The sequence below is a fragment of the Pseudoduganella ginsengisoli genome, assembly GCF_009720865.1.
GTDB lineage: Bacteria > Pseudomonadota > Gammaproteobacteria > Burkholderiales > Burkholderiaceae_D > Rugamonas > Rugamonas ginsengisoli.
Genome location: NZ_WNLA01000001.1, coordinates 1,018,802 through 1,043,391 on the forward strand (window position 1 = coordinate 1,018,802; position 24,590 = coordinate 1,043,391).

At 60.0% G+C, this 24,590-nt stretch carries 22 protein-coding genes; 7 read left to right on the top strand and 15 right to left on the bottom strand.

The features are described 5' to 3' along the window. Positions 1–11: 11 nt before the first annotated feature. The 5 genes from astD to GM668_RS04470 form a co-directional block, all read right to left on the bottom strand. Positions 12–1,484, bottom strand: coding sequence for a succinylglutamate-semialdehyde dehydrogenase (gene astD, locus GM668_RS04450; protein ID WP_155437665.1), 1,473 nt, complete (start codon positions 1,482–1,484; stop codon positions 12–14). Beyond that, a complete protein-coding gene (gene astA, locus GM668_RS04455) occupies positions 1,477–2,523 on the bottom strand; it encodes an arginine N-succinyltransferase (RefSeq protein WP_155437666.1) in 1,047 nt (348 codons plus the stop codon). The genes astD and astA overlap by 8 nt, the downstream gene beginning before the upstream one ends. Before the next feature lie 18 nt (positions 2,524–2,541). Beyond that, positions 2,542–3,573, bottom strand: coding sequence for an arginine N-succinyltransferase (locus tag GM668_RS04460; RefSeq protein WP_155437667.1), 1,032 nt, complete (start codon positions 3,571–3,573; stop codon positions 2,542–2,544). A 148-nt stretch (positions 3,574–3,721) separates the two neighbouring features. Next, positions 3,722–4,966, bottom strand: coding sequence for an acetylornithine/succinylornithine family transaminase (gene astC, locus GM668_RS04465; protein ID WP_155437668.1), 1,245 nt, complete (start codon positions 4,964–4,966; stop codon positions 3,722–3,724). Positions 4,967–5,078: 112 nt separating this feature from the next. Next, on the bottom strand, positions 5,079–6,143 hold the full coding sequence (locus tag GM668_RS04470; protein ID WP_155437669.1) for a porin: 1,065 nt from the start codon (positions 6,141–6,143) through the stop codon (positions 5,079–5,081). A 210-nt stretch (positions 6,144–6,353) separates the two neighbouring features. Between GM668_RS04470 and GM668_RS04475 the strand changes: the two genes are divergently transcribed. Further along, entirely contained in the window at positions 6,354–8,165 is a 1,812-nt protein-coding gene (locus GM668_RS04475) for an ATP-binding protein (RefSeq protein ID WP_170305472.1), read from the top strand. Here the strand turns inward: GM668_RS04475 and GM668_RS04480 are convergent. Beyond that, positions 8,162–9,115 carry a GlxA family transcriptional regulator gene (locus GM668_RS04480; protein WP_155437671.1) on the bottom strand — a complete coding sequence of 318 codons (954 nt, stop codon included), beginning with the start codon at positions 9,113–9,115 and terminating at the stop codon, positions 8,162–8,164. The two genes, GM668_RS04475 and GM668_RS04480, sit on opposite strands and share 4 nt — an antisense overlap. A 17-nt stretch (positions 9,116–9,132) precedes the next feature. Continuing rightward, entirely contained in the window at positions 9,133–10,047 is a 915-nt protein-coding gene (locus tag GM668_RS04485) for a DMT family transporter (RefSeq protein ID WP_155437672.1), read from the bottom strand. Between the two features lie 80 nt (positions 10,048–10,127). Here GM668_RS04485 and GM668_RS04490 point away from each other — a divergent pair, with 80 nt between their 5' ends. From GM668_RS04490 to GM668_RS04505, 4 genes are all read left to right on the top strand, one after another. Continuing rightward, entirely contained in the window at positions 10,128–10,565 is a 438-nt protein-coding gene (locus tag GM668_RS04490) for a MarR family winged helix-turn-helix transcriptional regulator (RefSeq protein WP_155437673.1), read from the top strand. A 27-nt stretch (positions 10,566–10,592) separates the two neighbouring features. Then, positions 10,593–10,883 carry a hypothetical protein gene (locus GM668_RS04495; RefSeq protein WP_308506808.1) on the top strand — a complete coding sequence of 97 codons (291 nt, stop codon included), beginning with the start codon at positions 10,593–10,595 and terminating at the stop codon, positions 10,881–10,883. A gap of 100 nt (positions 10,884–10,983) precedes the next feature. Continuing rightward, positions 10,984–11,820 (top strand): HDOD domain-containing protein, encoded by an 837-nt coding sequence (locus GM668_RS04500; RefSeq protein WP_155437674.1) that lies wholly within the window; start codon positions 10,984–10,986, stop codon positions 11,818–11,820. A 109-nt stretch (positions 11,821–11,929) separates the two neighbouring features. Then, complete coding sequence (locus GM668_RS04505) at positions 11,930–13,126, top strand: pyridoxal-phosphate-dependent aminotransferase family protein (protein ID WP_155437675.1); 1,197 nt, start codon at positions 11,930–11,932, stop codon at positions 13,124–13,126. A 12-nt stretch (positions 13,127–13,138) separates the two neighbouring features. Here the strand turns inward: GM668_RS04505 and GM668_RS04510 are convergent, their stop codons facing one another. Together GM668_RS04510 and GM668_RS04515 are read right to left on the bottom strand one after the other, a co-directional pair. Beyond that, positions 13,139–13,285, bottom strand: coding sequence for a hypothetical protein (locus tag GM668_RS04510; protein ID WP_155437676.1), 147 nt, complete (start codon positions 13,283–13,285; stop codon positions 13,139–13,141). Then, on the bottom strand, positions 13,276–13,932 hold the full coding sequence (locus GM668_RS04515) for a glutathione S-transferase family protein (protein WP_155437677.1): 657 nt from the start codon (positions 13,930–13,932) through the stop codon (positions 13,276–13,278). The genes GM668_RS04510 and GM668_RS04515 overlap by 10 nt, the downstream gene beginning before the upstream one ends. A 285-nt stretch (positions 13,933–14,217) precedes the next feature. Between GM668_RS04515 and GM668_RS04520 the strand changes: the two genes are divergently transcribed. Continuing rightward, on the top strand, positions 14,218–15,813 hold the full coding sequence (locus GM668_RS04520) for a DUF4214 domain-containing protein (protein ID WP_155437678.1): 1,596 nt from the start codon (positions 14,218–14,220) through the stop codon (positions 15,811–15,813). 141 nt (positions 15,814–15,954) lie between these two features. On the opposite strand, the gene GM668_RS04525 is transcribed toward GM668_RS04520, so the two are convergent. The 6 genes from GM668_RS04525 to queA form a co-directional block, all read right to left on the bottom strand. Further along, entirely contained in the window at positions 15,955–16,647 is a 693-nt protein-coding gene (locus GM668_RS04525; protein ID WP_211923341.1) for a helix-turn-helix transcriptional regulator, read from the bottom strand. Positions 16,648–16,756: 109 nt separating this feature from the next. Beyond that, on the bottom strand, positions 16,757–17,785 hold the full coding sequence (gene secF, locus GM668_RS04530; protein WP_155437679.1) for a protein translocase subunit SecF: 1,029 nt from the start codon (positions 17,783–17,785) through the stop codon (positions 16,757–16,759). A gap of 12 nt (positions 17,786–17,797) precedes the next feature. Beyond that, positions 17,798–19,663, bottom strand: coding sequence for a protein translocase subunit SecD (gene secD, locus GM668_RS04535; RefSeq protein ID WP_155437680.1), 1,866 nt, complete (start codon positions 19,661–19,663; stop codon positions 17,798–17,800). Positions 19,664–19,729: 66 nt separating this feature from the next. After that, positions 19,730–20,059, bottom strand: coding sequence for a preprotein translocase subunit YajC (gene yajC / locus GM668_RS04540; RefSeq protein ID WP_170305473.1), 330 nt, complete (start codon positions 20,057–20,059; stop codon positions 19,730–19,732). A gap of 127 nt (positions 20,060–20,186) precedes the next feature. Further along, complete coding sequence (gene tgt / locus GM668_RS04545; RefSeq protein WP_155437682.1) at positions 20,187–21,326, bottom strand: tRNA guanosine(34) transglycosylase Tgt; 1,140 nt, start codon at positions 21,324–21,326, stop codon at positions 20,187–20,189. Positions 21,327–21,346: 20 nt separating this feature from the next. Then, complete coding sequence (queA, locus tag GM668_RS04550) at positions 21,347–22,372, bottom strand: tRNA preQ1(34) S-adenosylmethionine ribosyltransferase-isomerase QueA (protein WP_155437683.1); 1,026 nt, start codon at positions 22,370–22,372, stop codon at positions 21,347–21,349. 96 nt (positions 22,373–22,468) lie between these two features. Between queA and recG the strand changes: the two genes are divergently transcribed. Beyond that, positions 22,469–24,577: an ATP-dependent DNA helicase RecG gene (gene recG / locus GM668_RS04555; RefSeq protein WP_155437684.1), complete on the top strand. Its 2,109-nt coding sequence runs from the start codon at positions 22,469–22,471 to the stop codon at positions 24,575–24,577. The last annotated feature ends 13 nt before the right edge of the window (positions 24,578–24,590 follow it).

Genomic DNA, 24,590 nt, shown 5'->3' on the forward strand with positions numbered 1-24,590 from the left:
TTTTCCAGAGGTTAGAAAGTCATGCCTGGCGACAGTTTCGCCGGCATTTCAAGGGCGCTGTTTTCGATCGAAGCGACCGGATAAGCGCAGTAATCGGCGGCGTAATAGGCGCTTGGACGGTGGTTGCCGGACTTGCCGGTGCCGCCGAACGGAGCGCTGGAAGCGGCGCCCGTCGTTGGGCGGTTCCAGTTGACGATACCGGCGCGCGCCAGCACCTGGTATTTCTTCCACAGCGACTCATCTTCCGACAGCAGGCCGGATGCCAGGCCGTAACCCGTGTTGTTGGCAGCCTTGATGGCGGCGTCGAAGTCCTTGACGCGGATCACTTGCAGCAATGGGCCGAACCACTCTTCGTCCGGAATGCCGGCCGCGTTGGTGGTGTCAACGATACCTGCCGAAACAAAGCCCGTGCCTTCTTGCAGCAGTTTCATTTCCAGGAGCATCTTGCCGCCTTTGGCAACCATGTCTTGCTGCGCTTGCACCAGGCGTTTGGCAATGGCGGCCGACACGACCGGGCCCATGAATGGCTGTGGTTCCGCGTCGGACGGACCGACCACGAGTTTCGACGCCACTTCAATCATGCGCGCAATGAATGCATCGCCATCGGCGCCTTCCTTGACGATCAGGCGGCGTGCGCACGTGCAGCGCTGGCCGGCCGAAATGAATGCGGACGAAATCGCCATGAAGACAGCTGCATCCACATTCTTGACGTCCCACACCACCAGCGGGTTGTTGCCGCCCATTTCCAGCGCCAGCAGCTTGCCGGTCTGGCCTGCGAACTGGCGGTGCAATGCGGCGCCAGTCTGGCTGCTGCCCGTAAACAGCACGCCATCGATTTCAGCGTTCTGGCCCAGCGCGATGCCGGTATCGCGGCCGCCGTTGACGAGGTTCACGACACCGGCAGGAATACCGGCTTTTTCCCACAGCTGCACGGTTTTCACGGCAGTGCGCGGCGCGTATTCGCTGGGCTTGAACACAATGGTGTTACCGGCGATCAGCGCCGGCACGATATGGCCGTTCGGCAGGTGGCCCGGGAAGTTGTATGGACCGAACACGCCGAACACGCCATGCGGGCGGTGGCGCAGCACTGCTTCGCCGTCAGCGATCTTGCTGCGGCTCTCGCCGGTACGGGTGTTGTACGACTGGATGGAAATATCGACCTTGTTGGCCATGGTCGTGACTTCCGTGCGGGCTTCCCACAATGGCTTGCCCACTTCTTCCGCGATCAGGCGCGCCAGTTCTTCCGCGTCTTCCTTCAACAGGTCGCGGAAACGGGTCACGATGGCGATACGCTCTTCCAGCGAGGTCAATGCCCAGCTTTCGAATGCGTTACGGGCCGCGGTGGCGGCTGCCGCCACGTCTTCGACAGTGGCTTCACGGCTGGACCAGGTCTGGCGGCCGTTGGAAGGATCGACGGTGACCAGTTCGGCGCCGTGGCCGGCTTGCCATTGGCCGTTGATGAAATTCGATAATACGTCAGACATTGTTCTTCCTCGCGTTGAGAGTCAGGGTACGCACGGTGTCGCCGGCGCGGCAACCCAATGCTTGCTGTTCTTCCGTGGACAGGTCGATGTGCCCGTTCACGGCGGCGGCTTCCGACAGGATCATGCGGAAGTCGCGCAAATTGGTATTGGAAACCAGCGTCGGTTCCAGTTCAGGCGCGCACGCGTGCGCCATGTCCGTGTCAGGATCGACCACGGCCAGTACGCTGTCGCGCACGGCGCGCAATTCCGACACGCGGCCTTGCAGCACGGGACCCGCATCGAAGATATCGACGTAGCCTTCGTAATGCATGCCTTCCTGTTCCAGCAGACGGCGCGCCGGCACGGTGGACTTGTGCACCTGGCCGACCACGTCCTGCGCTTCTTTCGGCAGATACGCGACGTACAACGGCTGGCGCGGCATCAGTTCGGCGATGAATGACTTTTTACCGACCGCCGTCAGCGCGTCGACGTCATCGAATTCCATCTTGAAGAAGTGGCGGCCCAAGCCTTCATAGAACGGCGAACGGCCATTTTCATCCTGGTAGCCGCGCATTTCCGCAATCATCTTTTGCGTGAACAGGTGCGGGAATTGCGAGATGAACAGGAAGCGGCACTTCGACAGCAGCTTGCCGTTATTGCCGATCCGGTAATCCGGGGCCAGGAACAGCGAACACAGTTCCGAGCTGCCCGTCAGGTCATTCGACAGGTACAGCGTTTCCATGCGCGTGAACACTTTCAGCTCACGGCTGGAGTGCACCAGCGTGCCGATGCGGTAGTTATAAAAAGGTTCTTCCAGGCCCACGGCAGCCTTGATGGCGCACACACCTGCGATGCGCTTGTTGACCGTGTCTTCCATGACGAACATGTAGTCGCGCTTTTCCGGCGCGATGGTTTCTGCGAACGAGGCGCAAGCGATGGCCACACGGTCGCCCAGCATTTTCATGTCCGGCTTCAGGGTGGTCATGCCTGAACCAACCTGCGTCGCCATCGTGTACAGGGCGTCCAGGTCGTGCTCTTGAATGGCGCGTACTACCAGCATAACGTTCTCTCTTACTTTTTAGATACGGACACAGAGGACATCGTCGCCCTCGGCCACTTGCAGCACATCCAGCACCTCCTGTGGCAGCGCGATCGAAATGCCGCCTTCAATAGACGGCACCGATACGATCACGGCGCGGAATTGCTGGCCCGCGTTGGCCGCCACCGCGTATTGCACGACCGGTTCACCGGCGCGCGATGGACGGTACAGCGTGGCGGTGCACCGCATCGATTGCGTCATGGTGCGTAGCGCGTGCTTGTGCGCCTGCAGGATCGGGCCGCCGTCAAAGATGTCGATATAATCGTCGGCCTCGAAACCTTCCGCCGTCAGCAGGCCGAACGCCAGTTCGCCGGACGGATGGATCTGGCCCATGACAGCTTGCGCTTCACCTGGCAGCAGCGGCACGTACACCGGATAGTGCGGCATCAACTCCACGATGGATGTGCGGTTACGGGCGCCACCGATGGTGCGCTCCGCATCGAGGAAATCCATCTGGAAGAATTTGCGGCCCAGCGCATCCCAGAATGGCGAACCGCCGTTATCATCCGTCACGCCGGCCAGCGGCACGAAGAAACGGTCGGAAAAGCGCTGCGGCGCCAGCGCGGCAAACATCAGGCGGGCGCGCGACAGCAGCGCGGCTTCCGGACGGCTTTGCACGCGTTCATCCACATAAAAGCTGGACAACTGCGAATACGACGTCAATTCCGAGCACAGGGTCAGCGCGTGGATGCTGTGGCTGATGCCCAGGTCGCGCGACACTTGCTGGATAACGTCATTACGGAACGAGAAATAGGTGCCATTGGAACCGGCGGATGCGTGGATCGCGGCTGTACCGACCAGCGAATGGCCAGCCAGCGCTTCCAGCACGAACAGGTACGATTCTTCGCTGGGAATATCGACCTGGGCGCCGAACGAAGCGATCGACGCTTCGACCGCCTGCACGATTTTTTCGCGCGTCTTCGGCAAGGTATGAACACCCGGCATGCTTACCGCAGCAAGCTTTTCCAGCGCTGCGATATCCGCAAGTTCTACCGGACGGACTACATACATGAGAACTCCTTTGTTTTTATCTTACGGACACGCCGGGTTGTGGCGGCGGGCGTGACGGATTACGGCGCTTCACGCCTAATCCGCCCTACGGTCACCTGCTGTAGGGCGGATTAGCCAAAGGCGTAATCCGCCAAGTTCCGCCAGCGGCTTACGCCGCGGCCTTCAGCCCATCCAGCGCAGCGCGCAGTTTGCGGCCCGCTTCGTCGATTTGCGCATCGGTGACGATCAGCGCAGGCGCGAAGCGCACCACGTCGGTACCGGCGATCAGCATCATCAAGCCCTGTGCTTCAGCAGCCTTCTGGATATCTTTCGACTTGCCTTTCCACGCATCGGCCACGACCACGCCCTGCAGCAGGCCGGAACCGCGCACGAACGACAGGATTTCCGGATAGTCTTTGCACAGACCCTCCAGCATCGCCACCAGCTTGACGGAAGCTTCCTTCACGCGCGCCAGGAAGGCTGGCTGGTTGATGATGTCCAGCACGGTCAGCGCCACAGTGGCAGCCAGCGGGTTGCCGCCGTACGTGGTGCCATGGCTGCCCACGTTCAGCGTCTTGGCCAGTTCTTCGGTGGTCAGCATCGCGCCGATCGGGTAGCCGTTGCCCAGCGCCTTGGCCGAGGTCAGCACGTCCGGGGTCACGCCGTAGCCCTGGTAAGCGAACAGGTGGCCGGTACGGCCCATGCCGCACTGCACTTCGTCGAAGATCAGCACTGCGCCAGTCTTGTCGCACAGGTTGCGCAACTCTTGCAGGAATTCCTTGTTGCCCGGTACCACGCCGCCTTCGCCTTGCACCGGTTCGACGATCACTGCGCACACGTCATCGGTAATGGCAGCGCGCGCTGCTTCGATGTTGTTGTACTCGATGTGGTTGATTGCTGGCGGCAGCGGCTCGAAGCCTTCCGTGTATTTCGCCTGGCCGCCGACGGAGACGGTGAACAGCGTACGGCCATGGAACGACGACAGGCACGACACGATGCGGGACTTGTGCTCGCCGAACTTGGTGTGGGCGTGCTTACGCGCCAGTTTCAAGGCGGCTTCGTTGGCTTCCGCGCCGGAGTTGCAGAAGAAAGCGCGGTCGGCGAACGTGGCTTCCGTCAGCGCCAGCGCCAGGCGCAGCACAGGTTCGTTGGTGTAGCCATTACCCAGGTGCCACAGCGTGTTGGCTTGCTTGGTCAGGGCGTCAACCAGGATCGGGTTGCAGTGGCCCAGCGAGGCCACGGCGATACCGGACGTGAAGTCCAGGTATTGCTTGCCGTTCTGATCCCACAGGTCCAGGCCCGAAGCACGTACCGGCACCATCGCGGCTGGCGCGTAGGTTGGAACGATCACATCATCAAAAGTCTGCCGGGTGACAGGGCGAGTGGTTACAGAAGAGTCAAGCTTTGCATTCATGTCATTCCCCAAAAGTAGAGATTCGTTTCCCCATTACTACGAGGCGCGGTGTCCCATTATAAAAAGCGGGATGCTAAAACTCTTTTGTGGATGCGACAAGGTTTTTCATTTTTCAGAAGGTATGCAAAATCCCCGCTTGCATGCCCCTGATATCCCCGCCAGGCAATGGGGAACGCACTTGCGCGCCAGGTGATACAACCGCAGCGCCGCTGAGGAAAAAACTGTTACGCAAATCCTGTTGCTCCAGGCGCGACAGCGTGCCATACAACGTGGTTCGGGTTGACAAAAAATAACGCCCCATCACCCCCAGTTGCGACGCATCGCCATGTCCTGCGCCGGCAACCCGGTCGTGCAGGCTTGCCCAGCCCACGCTGACGGAAGCTTGCGGGTGGAAGCGGTATTGCGCCGACACTTGCGCAATGCGCGTGTTCAAGGCGCCATCCGTGCGCCGTTCCGCGCCTGCCGAGCCATAAACTGTCCACGCGCCATTAAGCCGGTAAGACGCTCCCACCGTGCTGCGTTTTGCCGTCGCATTCAGCGCCAGCGTGCGCACGGCCTGCCAGTTGGCGCCGATATACAGGTCGTCCCTGCTGTATTCCGCCGCTAGATGCGTATTGCGGTTGGCGGCCCGTTCATCAAGCGGCGCCGCGCCCCCGGTCGCGCCACGGGCCAGCAACGCCTGCACTTTGATGCCGCCGATATCGGAAAACAGGCCGATGGCGTTATCTGCCCGCGGCGGCGCGCCCAGCAAATTATTCCAGCCTGACGCCTGGGTGGCGCTGGTGAACGCATCATATTTGCCATTCATAATGAATTGCGGCGTGTTTTGCCGTCCCAGCCGGATTTCACCCAGTTGCCCCGCCAGCCCTATCCACGCCTGGCGATTGGCGAAACGGTTGGCGTCCGGCGCCGTGCCATCGTCGGCGTTCAAGCCGATTTCCAGCGTGAAGTTCGCGCTCGTGCCGCCCCCCAGGTCTTCCCTGCCCCTCAAGCCGATGCGGCTGGCCAATAAACTGCTGGTATCGAGCCGCGTGACCGGCGGAGCGCCATCAGCGTGGATGTGCGTGACAAAGGCGTCGAGCACGCCATACATGGAAACATTGCTCTGGGAATAAGCTGCATTGCAGCTTAGAAGCAACAGCCAGGGCGCTACGCAGTGGCGGCGGGGATGACGCATGGTGCACTCTCCAAGAATCTTGCACAGAGGTTGTTTTCCTGGCTTTTAGTCAGCTATGCTGTACTGGACGGACATGCATGATGTCCGACCCAGACTACTACCAAAATGCGAACAGCACGAGACCGGATTGCCGCGCTTTATGCTCAGGCACTAGCTTGGCTATGCCTGTTGCTGCTGGCGTTAGTTGCATCCCCGCCACAGGCCCAGGAAATGGCCGCCGACACGCCGCACGCGCTGTTCCTGACAGTGCCGCAGCGCGCATGGCTGGCGGAACACCCGGTGTTGAAAGTCGCGGTCGACACCAACCGCGCGCCCGTCGAATGGCGCGGCGAAGACGGCGTGATGCGGGGCATTTCACCCAACATGCTGCAGCGGATCGAAACCATGCTGGGCGTGCGCTTTGAATTGGTGCCCAGCGCCAGCATTGCGGACCAGATCGACAAGCTCAAACGGGGCGAAGTCGATATCGTGTCCGCGATTTCACAAACGCCGGAACGCAGCAAGTACCTGTCCGTTACGGCGCCCTTCATCACCACGCCGATCGTGATTTACAACCGGGTCGGCGCCCCGCCCACCGGCGGGCTGGCGGGACTGGCCGGCAAGCGCGTGGGCGTTTCCGCCCGCACCAACGTGGAAGAAAGCTTGCGCAAGGATTGGACGGCAATCCATACGGTCCCCGTGCAAAACTTCCGCGAGGCCACGGACTGGCTGCGCTCCGGCGACCTCGATGCGTTTGTCGGCCCGCTGATGACGGGCACGCACCAGCTGGTGGAACAAGGCGCCAGCGATATCCGCGTGGCCGGTGAAACGGATTATGCATACCAGATCGGCTATGGCATCCGCAACGAACTGGCGCCTTTGCTGCCCCTGATGGATATGGCGCTGGCAGCGATTCCCCGCGCCGAGCGGGACGCCATCCGGCAGAAATGGAGCACGATCCAGTTTTCACACGATATCGATTACCGTCCGCTGGGCGCCCTGGCGCTGGCCGTGCTGGTGGCTATTGTATTTATCGTGCAGTTGCGCGTGATGGTGAAGCGGCGCACGGCGCAACTGCAGGATGAAGTGTCGGTGCGGCGTGCGCGCGAAGAAGAAATCCGCGAATTGAATGCGGCGCTGGAACAGCGGGTGGAACAGCGCACGGCCCAGTTGCGGCAGGCGAATGAAGAATTGCAGCTGGCTGCCGACCAGCTGGTGCAGACGGAAAAAGTCGCATCGCTGGGGCGCCTGGTGGCGGGCATTGCCCATGAATTAAATACGCCGCTGGGCAGCACGCTGACTGCCGCCACCACCTTGCGCGACCTGGTACGCGACTTTGGCGACGGCCTGTCCAACGGTGCGCTGAAAAGGTCGCAGGCGGAAGAACTGGTGCGCCAGTGCCAGCAAGCGTGCGGCATCATCGAGCGCAATTCGCACCGGGCAGCCGGGCTGATAGAAAACTTCAAGGAAATCGCAGTCGACCAGGCCAGCGAGCGGCGCCGCCGCTTCCGGCTGCGCACCACCGTGGAAGAAGTCATCATCACGCACCGCAATGCATGGAAAAGCACGCCGCACACGATTACCGTGGAAATTCCCGACACGGTCGAATTGGACAGCTTCCCCGGCCCGCTGGCGCAAGTACTGTCGAATTTGCTGGAAAATTCGCTGGTGCATGCGTTTGCCAATCATCCGGCCGGCCGGGTGACCATCCACGCCAGCGTGACGGAGCAGCGCGTGTGCCTGTCGTACAGCGACAATGGCGCCGGGATCCCAACCGAATTCCGCAACAAGGTCTATGACCCGTTCTTTACCACGCGCATGGGTCAGGGCGGTTCGGGACTGGGCCTGTATATCGTGCAGACACTGGTGTCCGGCGTCCTGGGCGGCACGATCGCGCTGCACAGCGAACCTGGCAACGGCACGCAATTCCACATCACGCTGCCGCTGGTGGCGCCGGAACCGAATGATGCGACGGCGCAGGCCACGCACGGCGTCGTTGGGCTGCCCGTGAATGAAACGGAGCCGCAACGGCGGATAGCTTAACCCGTCAACTTGCGCTGCCGCTCCTCGCGCGGCGTATTGCCAAACAAGGCGCCGAACGCCGTGGAAAAATGCGAGCCAGAAGAAAACCCGCACATCAGCCCCACCTGCACGATCGAATGATTGGTTTCCAGCAGCAGCTGCTTTGCCCGCTGCAAGCGCAATTCCAGGTAATACCGGGAAGGCAAACTCCCCAGGTATTGCTTGAACAAGCGCTCCAGCTGGCGCCGCGATAGCCCCACCAGCCCCGCGATATCATCGGTCGACAGCGGTTCTTCAATATTCGCTTCCATCAGGGTCACGGCTTCCGACAGCTTCGGCTGCAGCGCGCCAAAGCGCGCCTGCAAGGCCACCCGCTGCCGTTCTTCCGGGCCACGCACCTTGTCGATGCACAGCGCTTCCTTGATTTCCGCCTGCACGTTGGCGCCGTACAGCGCCTCAACGAGGGTCAGCGCAAAGTCCGCGCTGGCGCCGCCGCCACAGCAGCTTAAATGCGGGCCATCGATTTCAAACAGGTTCGGTGCGAGGATGGCCCGCGCATCGATATCTTCCGCGTCGCCGTATAAATTCCACGGCAGCGCAATGCGCACGCCGCCCATCAGGCCCGCTTGCGCCAGCCACAAGACGCCCGCCCCCACGCCGCCCCAGAATTGCGCGCCGCGGCAGCGCTCAATGACGGCGCGGATTTGCTGCTGCGGCAGCGGCGCCTGGGTTTCATCGGCCACCAGCAGCGCGATATGCCAGCTGTGATTCGGCAGGCTGTGATGCGGCCCATCGAGCAATTGCTGCGGCGTGCACACATCCAGCACCAGTTGCTGTGGCCGGACGCGGGCGGCCAGCCGCAACGGCTGCGCCAGGCCGGCCCACGTCAGGGTATCCGCCTCGCCCGCGTTTACCAGCAGCACGCGCAGCGGCTGTTCCTGGGCCAGGTGGGACAAATTTGCAAACGACATCGGCGGTATTCTGGTTGTTATTCAGGAGCGAGAACAGTCGGCGGACGCGACGTGCTCCACTGACTGGCAATCATACCGGAGATCATCAATACCGCGCCCAACATCCCGCTCCATGCCAGTGTTTCGCCCAGCCATATGTAGCCGAAAATGGCGGCGCAGCCGGGTTCGAATGCATACATGACCGCCGCTTCATTGGCCGTGCTGTGGCTCTGGCCCCACGTTTGCAGTGAAATGATGGCTGCCGTCGCCACCACGCCCAGGTACAGCAAATTGGCCTGGTACAGCTGCAAGCCCTTGGCGATGTATGCCCAGTAATCGTTGATATCCTGCGGTCCCGCCACGTCGCCGCGCGGCACTTCGCGCAGCGCGATCCACAGCGCAGCGCATACGGCCACGGTAAAGATTTGCGCCGCCGTCAGCGACATCAGGCGCTCCGCCTTGCGGGTCTGCACTTCCATCAGTTTCACGTACAGGCCGAACGCCAGCGCCGCCCCCAGCGCCAGCGTATCGCCTTTACCCCAGATAAAAGCACCATCCCAGCACAGTGCAAACAGGCCGGCCAGCGCCAATCCCAGCGCGACGATGATGCGGCGCTCCGGCAGCTTGCCGGCAAAGACGCCCAGCAGCGGCGGCACCAGCACGTTCAGGCCGCACACGAAGGCATTGCGGTTGGACGTCGTCAGCGCCAGCCCTTCCACCTGAAATAAATAGCAAAAGAACAGCAGCACGCCGCTGATGGCGCCATAGCGCAAATCCGCTTTCGATGCGCGCAGCAGGAACGGCGACAGCAGCAGGCTGGCAATACTGAAACGCACCACGACTATCCAGTTGGCTGACAAATAATCCGTCATGTTTTTCATGGCGGGGAACGTGGTGCCCCACACCACGGTGACAACGAAAAGGGCAAGAATGCCGCGGAAATGAGCAGTCATGGTCATTTTGTCTATATACATGAACCGCATATAGTACCGTGGCTGCGTCTGCCGCGTGCGGGACGCTATAATCAAACTCTATGGGCGAACGATATTTGAAGAGTATCCGGCTGCTGGCCGAATGCATGCAGGGCTTTGAGCGCCTGTCGGGTGAGCACGTGCGCAAGCACGGACTGACCCATGCCCAATTCGACATCATTGCCACGCTCGGTAATACGGAAGGCATGTCGTACAAGGAATTGGGTGAAAAAACCCTGATCACGAAAGGCACGCTGACTGGCGTGATTGAGCGGCTGGAGCAAAAAGGCCTGGTGGAGCGGGAACGCAGTCTCGATGACAAGCGTTCATGGTTCATCCGCCTGACGCCGAAGGGTGACCGGATGTTCCGCGACGTGTTTCCCCAAGTCGTGTCGGAAGGCAGCGCCGTGTTTGCGCACTTTACTGAAAATGATTTCGCCGCCCTGGAGCAAACGCTGTCCGGCTTGAAGCAAGTGATTGCCGCCGGCAGCGACAGCTAATTCCCAACAAGAACATTGAAGAAAACCATGTCTCTGAAAACTACCTTGATTCCCGGTGTTGCCGCGCCAGACTTTGATAAACAAATCATTACCAACCTGTTGCTGGACCACGTGACGCAAGAAGAAGTGCGCCAGCAAAAACTGTTGATCGGCATCCGCAACGATGACGGCGACATCTACCGCCTGATCGGCGCTACCAAGCACAACAGTTTCAACAACGCCATCGAAGAATTGTTCGACCTGGACTTGACGGATGAGTTGCAAGATACCGAAGGCACGGTGGAAGGCTGCGACGCCATCTTCAGCGCCGCGGAATAAGCGCAACGTGCGCCAATTGGGCGCATAATTTGCGGAAAATTTCAGCAAAGTATGTCACAATGGATTAGTTCCACATGGCAACATTCTGGATGATTTCGTAATGAATCGACTGGCCGCCTTCAAGCACATTTCCGCGCAAGCTGCGCGGGGGGAACTTGCGTTCCCAACCAATGTGGCGGCCTCGCTGAAGTTGCAGCAGGCGCTCAACGATCCTGACTGCCACGCGGATACGGCCGTCAAACTGATCCAGGCCGATCCCTTGATGGCGGCCCGCACGGTCGCCATTGCGAATTCTGTTGCTTACAACCGTTCCGGCACGCAAATTTCCGGCGTGCGCCCGGCGGTTCAGCGCCTCGGTGTCCGCACCCTGCAATCGCTGGTGGCGGCACTGATCGTGCGCCAGCTGGGCAGCACGATTACCGATCCCGCACTGAAAACCATGGCGTCGCAATTGTGGGAACACACGGCCCACGTGGCGGCGCTGGCGCAAGTGATTGCCCGCCGCGTCACGCACGTCGATCCGGATACCGCTTTATTTACCGGCATCGTGCACGAAGTGGGCGGGTTTTACATACTGTCGCGGGCGCAGGAATTCCCCGGCATCATGGATGGCTATCCGGAAGACTGGGTCGAACATGGCGAAGTGGAAATCGGCCGCGGCGTGTTGCGCAAGCTGAATATGCCGGAAGCCGTCATGAATTCGGTGGAAGCCATGTGGGAAGGCTTGCGTGCCTTGCCACCGGAAAACCTGGGCGACACCTTGCTACTGGCCAACGACCTGGCGCCCGTTCCCTCCCCCCTGCACCAGCCGCCCGGCGCCACCACCCGTGCAGGCGCCCGCACCATTGATTTCGTGGTGGGCGATGGCACGCTCGATGACATCTTGCGGGAATCCGATGAAGAAGTGAAATCGCTGATTGCCGTGCTCATGCTGTGATGCGGGCGGATTAGCAGTTTCCCTCTATAGCCCATATTTTGTGCGGCGCAATAGGTTGCGAGATTAATGATATATTGAAACTAATCTCAACCAAACCAACCGCACTGTAATGATCACCGCACCGCAAGTCGACAGCCTTAATCTTGTCCTCCCTTCCGAACCGTTGCTGATGATGGGCGCCGGCCCTGTGCCGATCCCGCACAGCGTGGCGCAAGCCAATTCCATCGTCATCAACCACCTGGGCGACACGATGGCCAAGGTGATCCACCAGATGAAGGAAATGGCGCGCTATGTGTTCCAGACAGAATCGCGCTGGATCCTCGGCGTCGCGGGTCCAGGTTCGGCGGCCATGGAAATGAGCGTGGCCAACCTCGTGTACCCCGGCACGCGTGTGCTGTGCGTGTGCAATGGCTACTTTGGCAAGCGCTTTGCGGACATGTCGACGCGTTTGGGTGGCGTGGTGGAAACCCTGAATGTGCCGGACGGCGAGGCCGCGCAAGTGGCCGCCGTGCGCGAACACCTGGAGCGCTTCAAGCCGGAAGTGCTGACCATCGCGCAAGGTGAAACGTCGTCCACCGTGTTCAACCGCCACTTGCCGCAAATCACGCGCATGGCGGCCGAGTATGGCTGCTATGTGATTGTCGACGCCGTGTGCACGTTGAGCACGATGCCGCTGGAAATGGATAACTGGAAAATTGACGCCGTGGTGTCGGGTGGCCAGAAAGGCTTGTCGTCGATCCCCGGCGTGTCGCTGATCGCGTTTTCCGAACGCGCGTGGGACCGCATCAACTCCCGCCCGGCCGCGCCGCCCCATTGGTGCCTGGACGCCAAGCTGGCGGAAAATTTCTGGCACAACGCGTCGTACCACTATACGGCGCCCGTGTCCGGCATCCTCGCGCTGCATGAAGCGCTGCACCTGGTGTGCAAGGAAACACTGGAAGCCCGTTTCGAGCGCCACTTGCGCTGCTCGCTGGGCTTGCAGCGCGGCATCGAAGCGATGGGGTTGAGCTTGTTCGCGCCGGCGGAATCGCGTTTGAATTCCGTCGTTGGCATCAACGTACCGGATGGCATCAAAGGTGCGGATATCTGCAAGCAGATTTCGCTGAAATACCGTGTGGAAATCGCCGGGTCGTTCGGCTTGAATATCGTGCGTATCGGCCAGATGGGCGAACAGTGCCGCGAACACAACTTGTTCCGCACATTGCACGCTTTAGGCTCGACGATGAAAGACCTGGGCGCCGACGTGGACGTGGCGTCCGGCGTGGCGGAACTGGAGCGCGGACTGCAGCACTCCATCTCCGCCTGACCTGCTGTTGAATCAGGCCGCTTTACGGCGGTTCTGATCTTGCGGCAAGCGCCGCAGGCTGTCGCACAGCGCCGCCGCGGCGCGTTGCGCTTCCCGCAGCAGGCGCTCTGCTTCTTGCTGCTGGCGCGCACGGCGCGCCGTTTCACAAATCATGCACATGGTTCGGGTTCCTGTATTGAGGGGTCCACGGTTTGTTGCCAGGCCGGCAGCTGCTGTACGCGGCTGAACCAGGCCAGCATGTTCGGGTATTGATCCACTGGCAGCGATGCCTTGACGCGGTACATCAGCGGCGCCGCAACCGCGTAATCAGCCAGCGTGACGTGATCGCCCACCAGCCACTGGCGGTCTTTCAAGTGACCATCCAGCACCGTGGCGTATTGCGCCAACTCTTCGCAGCCACGGTCCACTTCGCGTGGATCGGCTGGCTGGCCCGTGACAAAGCCTTTCCAGACCCGCTCCCACGTCAGCACGCCGATGGCTGGCGCAAAGTGCTGGCAAGCCCAAAACATCCAGCGGTTGATGTCGGCGCGCACCTTGATATCCCATGGATACAGCGAATGCGGTTCACCTCGCTGCTGGGCGGTTTTGTCCGCCAGGTATTGCATGATGGCGCACGACTCCCACAGCACGAAGCCATTGTCTTCCAGCACGGGAATCTTGCTGTTGGGATTCACTTCACCCAGGCGGCGGCGGTCTTCTTCACTGGCCAGATTGATCTCGATGACTTCCACATCGGCATTCAGGGCAGCCACCACCATGTTGACACGGCGGGCATTGGAAGAAATCGAGTGGGTGTATAAGCGCATGTCGTGTCTCCTTATCGGCGGGTGGATGATAAGGAAATGATAAGACGACGCTGTGACAGTTTCTGTCAGTAGCCTTGCGCTAGGGAGCGCTGCGCTGCAAAGTCAACACTGCGCACAGGGGGCGAAAATGGCTCGGGATTGTCCCAACGATCATTCTTCACGTGATGATATTACCGGCTTTCTTAGCAAAATAAAAAATATTACATAGAAAATAATTTTCCATTGCCTCATGTTATTATTTATATTGCAACAAACTTATATCACGTTCAGGATTTTTTTACACCCATGATCAAGAAATCATTACTCCTCACCGCTCTGGCAAGCGCCTCCTGCCACGCCGCCCTTCCATCGCAATTCATCGCCAAGCAATACACGGAAGCGCTGGGCCGCGCCCCCGAGCCTTCCGGCTGGCAGGGATTTACCAATTACGCCGTATCGCAGGGCTGCTCTGCCAATACGCTGAAAAACATTTCACTGGGCTTTTTTGATTCCGCCGAATACAAGGCCAAAGGCTATACGCCGGAAGAAGCAGTATTGACGGCTTACCGTGCCGTGTTCAGCCGCGAACCGGATCCGTCTGGCTTTAACTTTTACGTCAATTACCTGAAGTCCGGCCACACGATCGTGGAAGCATTGCCATTCATGTTCTCCAGCCAGGAATTCAATGACATGGTTCCTGCCATTTGCGCAGGCGAAGCCTATGGCCCGATCGGTGCTCCGAAGCAAGCGATGGATATCGGCTCCGGCACCTGGACGCAGGCACAGCTGGAATCCTGCATTGCCAGCAATTGGGTCTGCAATATCCCGCCACGTACCGTGGTGTACTTGAATTCCACGTTGACCATTCCAAATGGCAAAACTGTGCAAACCCAGGGCAGCTATGACCGGACCATGTATGCACGGCAAGCCCGTATTGTGCGTAACAGCAGCGCGCAAGGCATCTTGATCGTCATGCAGCCCGCGTCCGTCGTCCGCAACATCTGGGTCAGCGGGGGCCGCGACTTGTACAAGGGGGCGTTAGTAAAGAGCGATAAGCCGCAAGAAAATGTGTTCCCGAACATCAATTACGTTGGCGGCGGCGGCGGCGCCATCCTCGGCGTGCGCAGCGATGCGCCATTGGCGGCCACGCACATCGCTACCTTCCCGGTACCGACACCATCCGTTCCGACATCGCCAACGGCCTTCCAGGGTTCCATCACCATCCAGAACAACTTGACCACCGGCTATGCGCAAAGCCATTACTTCGATGGCACGCCAGTGGCATGGGCTGACGGTATTTCCAACCACATCACCAACGCGACGATCACCGGCAACGACATCGTTGATCCCACCGACGTCGGCATCGTGATTTTCGGCCACGACGGCAGTACGCAAGCCAGCACCGCGTCGAATAACGTGATCGTACATTCCGGCCACTCGGCCTATGGTTCGCTGGGACTGGATGCCACCCAATGCCTCGGATCGGCCAGCGCCTGCCGCTTCTCCGGCACCGGCTATACCAACAATACGATTTTCGCAGGCGAGAAACAGCATTCGGACATCGTGCTGTTCAATGGCACGGGCGCCTGGGCTCCGCCAAGCTGCAACGGGGTACTGGATAAGTACTGCGCAACCGGAGGCCAGATGAGCAATAACACCAGCATTCTGGGCGACGCGAACCAGGTTATCCAGGCGCAGGTCAGTATGGCGGTCGACGGCATGCTGTCCGCAGTCATGAGCGGTAACAATCTGAATGTCAAACCAGTACCACTAGGCTCAACGATGCGCTGCCGTACCAGCAGCACGGCGCCAATGGTGCTCTATGCATTGAGCAAGGGTCACGCCAGCGGCTCTCTGCAGGCAGGTTCGGATGGGGATATCGACCAGTGCATCGGCCACTGATTTAAGACCCATCCTATAAAAAAAACCCCGCCGGGGAGCAGCGGGGTGAAGTCCAAAACTAGGGATGTCCTGAAAGAGACGAGTCCATGGTAAGCCTGCTTCCATGCACACTCTGTGCGTTGCTTCACACTTGAAGCATTTTTACGCGTCTTCGCGGATATTGTTTTCCGCCCGCCAAACTTTCAGCAGGGCGTGGCGCGGTGTCGGGTAGCGTTCCGTAATGGTGTCGGCCGCCTTGATGCGGTCGATGCGGAAATGGCGCAACGCTTCCCGCATCTCGCACCATGCGGCCAGCAAGCGCTTGCCTTCCATATACGCCAGGGCGAAAGGCCACACGACCCGCTCCGACGTGCGCCCCGCTTCATCGCTGTAGCTGATGCGCATCTTGTGCTGGTGGCGGATGGCCAGCCGCGCGGGCGTGATAAAAGTTTCATTCGGCTGGTCATCCATGCCGATCGGTACCCACAGGCTGGTGTCCGCCATACTGTCCCGCAAATCTTTCGGCGACGCTGTCGCGATCTTGGCCAGTGCGCTGGCAGCCGCTTTCGCCAATTCGGCATCGCCCTGCCGTTTCACCCAGCGCGCGCCCAAGACCAGCGCTTCCAGCTCATCGGCGCCAAACATCAGCGGCGGCAAAAAGAACCCGGTCTTCAGCATATAGCCGAGGCCCGCCTCGCCCTGCAGCGGCGCGCCCAGTTCCGCCAGGGTTTGCATGTCGCGGTATATCGTGCGTTCCGACACACCCAGCTGCTCCGCCAGTGTGGCTGCCGTCACGGGACGGCGGTTGCCCCGTAAGGCATCCATCAACTGAAACAGGCGGCCGGCGCGACTCATACACCCTCGATAAATTGATGATGCCCGGCCTGAAGGCCCGGCACGCATGGCTAAAAATAAAAACGCCGGGATTGTGACCCGGCGTTTTCGGTTTGACACAGTTGCGTTATTACACCACAGCTCCGTCAGTCTCGTCTTTTTCTTTCACTGGCTTGATCAAGTCTTCGCGCTTCACGCCCAGCCACATCGCCACGGCAGCCGCCACGAACACGGACGAGTAAATACCGAAGCAGATACCGATCGTCAGCGCCATGGCGAAGTAGTGCAGGGTCGGGCCGCCGAATACCAGCATCGACAACACCATCATCTGCGTGCAGCCGTGGGTGATGATGGTACGCGAGATGGTCGACGTGATCGCGTTGTCGATCACTTCATGCACGGATGCCTTGCGCTGCTTGCGGAAGTTTTCGCGGATACGGTCGAAAATAACCACCGATTCATTGACCGAGTAACCCAGCACGGCCAGCACGGCGGCCAGCACGGTCAGCGAGAATTCCCACTGGAAGAACGCGAAGAAGCCCAGGATGATGACCACGTCGTGCAGGTTGGCGATGATGGCCGACACAGCGTATTTCCACTCGAAGCGGATCGCCAGGTAAATCATCACGCCGATCACCACCATCACCAGTGCGTTCAAGCCGTTTTGCGCCAGCTCTTCACCCACTTGCGGGCCGACGAATTCCACCTTGTGCAGCACCACGGCTTCTTTGCCGGCAGCATCCAGGCAAGCGTCTTTCGCCACCTGTTCGCCTTTGTCGGTCGTCGTGTCCATGCGCTTGATCGCGCCACCGTCCGCCTTGCACAGTGCGTCGAACACACGGGTCGAGGCACTTGCCGCATCTTTCCCGGCGGCGCCGGAAATCGGCAAACGCAGCATCACGTCGCGCGCGGTGCCGAAGCTGGTGACTTCAGGCTGTTCGTAACCGATGCCGGCCACAGTACTTCGTATCTTTTCCAGGTCCGCCGCGTGCTGGTACTGCACTTCCATCACGGTGCCGCCCTTGAATTCAATCGACAGGTGCAAGCCTTTGTGGAACAGGAAAAACACCGCCGCCACGAAGGTCAGCGCGGAAATCGCGTTGAAGACCAACGCGTGGCGCATGAACGGAATGTCTTTTTTAATGCGGAAAAATTCCATTTCTCTTACCCCTTATTTCGACTGGCCTGGAACCCAGACCGTGCCGATCGACACCGACTGCAGTTTCTTCTTGCGGCCGTACCACAGGTTGACCACGCCGCGCGATACAAACACTGCGGAGAACATCGACGTCAAAATACCCAGGCAGTGCACCACGGCGAAGCCGCGCACCGGACCGGAACCGAACACGTACAGTGCGATACCGACGATCAGGGTGGTGACGTTGGAGTCGATAATCGTATCCCATGCGTGCTTGAAGCCGTCCGCAATGGCTGCTTGCGGGGTATTCCCCTTGCGCAGCTCTTCACGGATACGCTCGTTAATCAGCACGTTGGCGTCAATTGCCATACCCAGCGCCAGCGCGATAGCGGCAATACCCGGCAAGGTCAGCGTCGCCTGCATCATCGACAGCAGCGCCATCAGCAGCAGCAGGTTGACGCCCAGCGCCAGCACGGAGAAGAAGCCGAACAGCATGTAGTAAATCACCATGAAGACGGCAATGGCGGAGAAGCCGTAAATCATCGACATCTTGCCCTTCTGGATGTTTTCCGCACCCAGTGCAGGACCGACGGTGCGCTCTTCAATCACCGTCATCGGCGCATACAGCGCGCCGGAGCGCAGCAGCAGCGCCAGTTCCGCCGCGTTTTCCGAATTGCCCATGCCGGTGATCTGGAACGAGCTGCCCAGTTCACTCTGGATGGTGGCCACGGACAGCACTTCAGGCTTGCCCTTTTGTTCGTACAGCACGATGGCCATTTTCTTGCCCACGCGGTCGCGCGTGGCTTCACGGATCTTGCGGCCGCCGTCGCCGTTCAAGTCGATCGATACGGCAGCGTTGTGGTTCTGGTCGAACGAAGCGGTGGCGCGGGAAATGTAGTCGCCGGACAGCACGATGTCCTTGTACAGCACGACCGGCACGTTTTTGCCGACGGTGAACAGTTCAGAATTGAATGGCACAGCCGATTGCAATTCCGTGCCTGGCACGACGGTTTCATCGACCATGCGCACTTCCAGCGTGGCGGTACGGCCAATGATGGACTTCGCGCGGGCTACGTCTTGCACGCCTGGCAGCTGCACGACGATACGGTCGGCGCCCTGCTGCTGGATGATCGGTTCAGCCACGCCCAGTTCATTGACGCGCTTGGACAGGGTCGCGATATTCTGCTTCACGCCATTGTCCATCGCTTCTTTCAGTGCGGCTGGTTTCAGGCTCAGCACCAGTTTCAAGTCAGCGCCATCGGCTGCATCGGCAATGTTCAGCTCTTGCATGTCGGCCAGCACGGCGCGGGCTTTCTTGCGGGTGTCGTCATCGCGGAATTTCACTTCCACGGTGTTGTCCTTGCGCTCGATGCCGGCGTGGCGGATGTTCTTGTCACGCAGCGCCGTGCGGACCGACGTCTGGATGCCGGTCACACGCTTTTCCAGCGCAGCCTTGACGTCCACCTGCATCAGGAAGTGCACGCCGCCGCGCAAGTCCAGGCCCAGGTACATCGGCAGCGCGCGGATTTTCTGCATCCACACCGGCGTGTTGGCGGTCAGGTTATTGGTGACGATGTAAGTCGGGTCATTCGGGTCTGCGTTCAGCGCGTGTTCCAGCGCCAGCTTGGCTTTGAACTGGGTGTCGGTGTCGAAGAAGCGGGCGCGCACGGAAACGTGGCTGCCCGTGCCGTCCAGCGCAATGCCGTCCGTCTTGATGTTTTCTTGCTTCAGCACTTGCTCGACCTTGGCCGTCACGTCGCTGCCGACTTTGACGGTGGACTTGCCGCTGGTGACCTGCAGCGCAGGCGATTCGCCGAAGTAGTTAGGCGCCGTATACAGTGCGCCCAGCAACACCGTAATGGCAATGACGATATATTTCCAGACAGGATAGCGATTCATGGTTATCTGCGTTCGGGAAGAAACGTAAACGGGCCTGGATGCTGGATCGGCAGGCCCGTCGGGGGATTACAGCGCTTTGAGCGTGCCCTTAGGCAGCAGCGTAGTGACCGAATTTTTTTGCACGATCATTTCGTTACCTGCGGAAATTTCCAGCGTCACGTAGACGTCGGACACCTTGGAAACTTTACCCAGGATGCCACCGGCGGTGACTACTTCATCACCCTTGGCCAGGGCGTCCATCATGGCTTTCTGTTCTTTCGCGCGCTTTTGCTGAGGACGGATCATGAGGAAATACATGACCACGAACATCAGGATCAGCGGCAGGAAGCTGGTGAGGTTGCCACCCAGGCCGAGCGGATCAGCAGCGGCTTGAGCGTAGGCGTTGGAAATGAACACAGTAAACTCCAATAGATTGTGAAAAAATTAGCGCTGTATTCTAGCACCCGTGACGGGGCGCAAAGATGTCAGGCGCATGTGGGGTTGCTGAAATGTTTTACAAGTGACAATTGCGCGACAGCGGGTATTACACGCCGCGCGCACGATCCTTGTGGAATTCCAGCGTCCACGCGTGGAAGCGGTCTTCATCCAGCGCTTCCCGCATCTGGCGCATGATGTCCAGGTAGTAATGCAAGTTGTGGATGGTGTTCAGGCGCGCGCCCAGGATTTCTTGCGTTCGGTGCAGGTGGTGCAAATAAGCGCGCGAGAAATTGCGGCACGTGTAGCACGTGCACGTGGCATCCAGCGGCTCCTTGTCTTCCTTGTAACGGGCATTCTTGATTTTCACGTCGCCAAAGCGGGTGAAAATCCAGCCATTGCGGGCATTCCGGGTCGGCATCACGCAATCGAACATGTCGACCCCGTTCGAGACACCCGCGACCAGGTCTTCCGGCGTGCCGACACCCATCAGGTAGTGCGGCTTGTTGGCCGGCAAGCGCGGGCCCACGTGTTCCAGCACGCGCATCATGTCTTCTTTTGGCTCGCCAACCGACAGGCCGCCAATGGCCAGGCCCGGGAAATCGATTTCTTCCAGCTTGGCCAGCGATTCATCGCGCAAGGTTTCAAACATGCCGCCCTGCACAATACCAAACAGGGCATTCGGGTTTTCACCGCGCTTGAATTCATCCATCGAGCGCTGCGCCCAGCGCAGCGACATGCGCATGGATTTCGCCGCCTCATCCAGCGTGGCCGGACGGTCATTGATTTTATACGGCGTGCATTCGTCGAACTGCATGACGATGTCGGAGTTCAGCACGCGCTGGATTTGCATGGAGATTTCCGGCGACAGGAACAATTTATCGCCATTGATGGGCGACTGGAACGTCACGCCCTCTTCCGTAATCTTGCGCATTTCACCCAGCGAAAACACTTGGAAGCCGCCCGAGTCCGTCAAGATCGGCTTATCCCAGCCCATGAAGCCGTGCAAGCCGCCGAACTTCGACATGATGTCGTTGCCAGGGCGCAGCCACAGGTGGAAGGTATTACCCAAGATAATCTGGGCGCCGATTTCTTTCAATTCCAGCGGCGACATCGCCTTCACGGAACCATAGGTGCCGACCGGCATGAAAATCGGCGTTTGCACTTCGCCATGGTTGAGTTTGACCGTGCCGCGGCGCGCCTTGGTCAGACCGCTGGGATCGGTCTTAATCAGTTTAAATTCCAGCATTGGTATTCTTTCGTATTTTATTAAGCGCGATTTTGCGTGGTCAGCAGCATCGCATCGCCATAGCTGAAGAAGCGGTATTCGCTGGCGATCGCATGGGCGTAGGCTTTGCGGATTTCTTCGAAACCGGCAAAGGCGGACACCAGCATCAGCAGGGTCGACTTCGGCAAGTGGAAGTTGGTGATCAGCCGAGTCACCGTCTTGAATTGATAACCGGGCGTGATGAACAGCGACGTATCGGCGCTGCCCGCCTCCAGCTGGCCCGTTTGCGACGCAGATTCCAGCGCGCGCAGGCTGGTCGTGCCCACTGCCACCACATCGCGGCCGGCGGCTTTCGCCGCGCGCACGGCGTCCACGGTTTCCTGCGGCATCGTGTACCACTCCGTATGCATTTTGTGCTCGGACAGGTTTTCCGTACGCACCGGCTGGAACGTGCCGGCGCCCACGTGCAAGGTCACGAAAGCAAAGTTGACGCCCTTGTCTTTCAGCTTTTGCAGCAGCGCGTCATCGAAATGCAGGCCGGCAGTCGGCGCAGCTACGGCGCCCGGCACCTTGTTGAACACGGTCTGGTAGCGGTTTTCATCGAACTCATCGGCATCGTGTTCAATGTAAGGCGGCAGCGGCAGGCGGCCATACGTCTCAATCAAATCGAACACGTCGCCCTCAAAGTGCAGCGTGAAGAATTCACCGGCGCGCTCGCCGACCGTCACGTCAAACGCATCGGCCAGACGCAGCTTGGTGCCCGGCAGCGGCGAGCGGGATGCGCGCACTTGCGCCAGCACGGTGCGGGTATCGAGCACGCGCTCGACCAGCGCTTCCACCTTGCCGCCGCTTTCTTTCATGCCGAAGAACCGCGCCTTGAGTACGCGCGTGTTATTCATCACCAGCAAGTCGCCGGGCTGCAGCAATTCAAGGACGTCGGTGAACTGGCGATCGTGCAGCTGATCACCATCGACATGCAGCAGGCGCGAAGCACTGCGATCCGGCAGGGGAAATTGCGCTATCCGCTCTGGCGGCAAGTTAAAATCGAAGTCTGATAAGGAATACATGAAAACGCGTGTATAAAACTGTGGGGCAACCCTCTATTGTACACCAGCTTGCGAAACACCCTGAATTGCCGCCCGATGCCGTCTACCCAGCCTCACATGCCGCCTGAAGCCGCGCCGCCCTCCCCCGCTGCAGCCAAGAAACCTGCGAAGAAGAAGGCTGCCGCCCCTGCCAAGAAAGCCGTACCGCTGGAAGCCAAACTGGCCCGGCTGGGCTTGCGTACGGATATGGACCTGGTGCTGCACTTGCCCATGCGTTACGAAGATGAAACGCAAGTGGTGACGATCCAGGAAGCGTGCCTGCATGGCGGCGAGACGTCGCAGGTGGAAGGCATCGTGACGAAAAATGAAATCGCGTATAAGCCACGGCGGCAACTGCTGGTGCATATCGATGACGGCACGGGCGATTTGCAACTGCGCTTCATGAATTTCTATGGCAGCCAGGTCAAGCAACTGGCGGAAGGCACGCGGGTGCGCGCCCGGGGCGAGTTAAAGCACGGCTTCTTTGGCGCGGAAATGGTGCACCCCCACTATAAGATCGTCAATGCGGGAGCGCCGCTGCCGACATCGCTAACGCCCGTGTATCCGGCTGGCGAAGGCTTGCCGCAGCACGTCATGCGCAAAGCCATTGCCGATGCGATGAAACGGGTGGACTGGACAGATACCCTGCCGCCGCGCCTGCTGGAGCGGCTGGAGCTGGATAATTTCGAACCATCGGTGCGGCTGCTGCACAATCCGCCGCCGGATGTCGATACGTACACACTGCTGGACCGTTCGCATCCGGCATGGACGCGCATGAAGTTCGATGAATTGCTGGCGCAGCAGTTGTCCTTGAAACGGGCGCAAAAAGCACGCCGCGCCAAGGGTTCGCCGCCGCTGTCGGTCATCGGGGAATTGTCGGCTCAATTCCAGCAGGCGCTACCTTTCAAGCTGACGGGCGCGCAGCAGCGCGTGCTCGATGAAATCCGCGCGGACATCAGCCAACCCTTCCCCATGCAGCGTTTGCTGCAAGGCGACGTGGGCGCCGGCAAGACCGTGGTGGCGGCGCTGGCTGCCGCGCAAGCGATCGACAGCGGCTACCAGGCTGCATTGATGGCGCCGACGGAAATCCTCGCGGACCAGCATTTCCGCAAGATCGCCGCGTGGATGGAACCGCTGGGCGTCAAGGTGGCATGGCTGACCGGCAGCCTGACAAAAAAGAACAAGGCCGCCGCCACGCAACTGGTGGAAACAGGCGAAGCGCGCCTCGTTATCGGTACGCACGCGATCATCCAGGACACCGTGCAATTCGCCAATCTCGGTCTCGTGATTGTCGATGAACAGCACCGCTTCGGCGTGGGCCAGCGCCTTACGCTGCGCAACAAGGGCAATGAAAACGCCGTGCCGCACCAGTTGATGATGTCGGCCACGCCGATTCCCCGCACGCTGGCCATGACGTATTACGCGGATTTGGAAGTGTCCGTCATCGATGAATTGCCGCCTGGCCGCAGTCCCATCGTCACCCGCGCGATTGACCAGAACCGGCGCGATGAAGTCATCGAGCGCGTGCATGCAGCCGCGCTGGAGGGGCGGCAAGTGTATTGGGTGTGTCCGCTGATTGAAGAATCCGAAGCGCTGCAATTGCAGACTGCGACGGAAACCCATGCGCTGCTGGCGGAAGCGCTGCCGGACTTGAACGTCGGCCTCGTGCACGGCAAATTAAAGCCGGCGGAAAAGCAGGCCGTGATGGATGCCTTTGCCGCCAACGACATGCAAGTGCTGGTGGCCACCACCGTGATCGAGGTGGGGGTGGACGTGCCGAATGCATCGCTGATGGTGATTGAACATGCGGAGCGGTTTGGCTTGTCGCAGCTGCACCAGTTGCGGGGCCGGGTGGGACGGGGTTCGGCGGCGTCCGTGTGCCTGCTGCTGTACCAAAGCCCGCTGGGCGGCGTGGCGAAGCAGCGCTTGATGACGATGCGCGAAACCACCGATGGCTTTGAAATCGCGCGGCGCGACCTGGAAATCCGGGGTCCCGGTGAATTCCTCGGCGCGCGCCAGTCGGGACAGGCCATGCTGCGTTTCGCGGACCTGGAAACGGACACGTGGCTGGTGGACCGGGCGCGCGACGTGGCGTCTGCGCTGCTGAAAGATGAAAAATACCTGCCCGTCGTCGAAGGCCACCTGGAACGGTGGCTGGGCGGACGGGAAGAATTCCTCAAGGTTTGAGCACCCGGCGCCC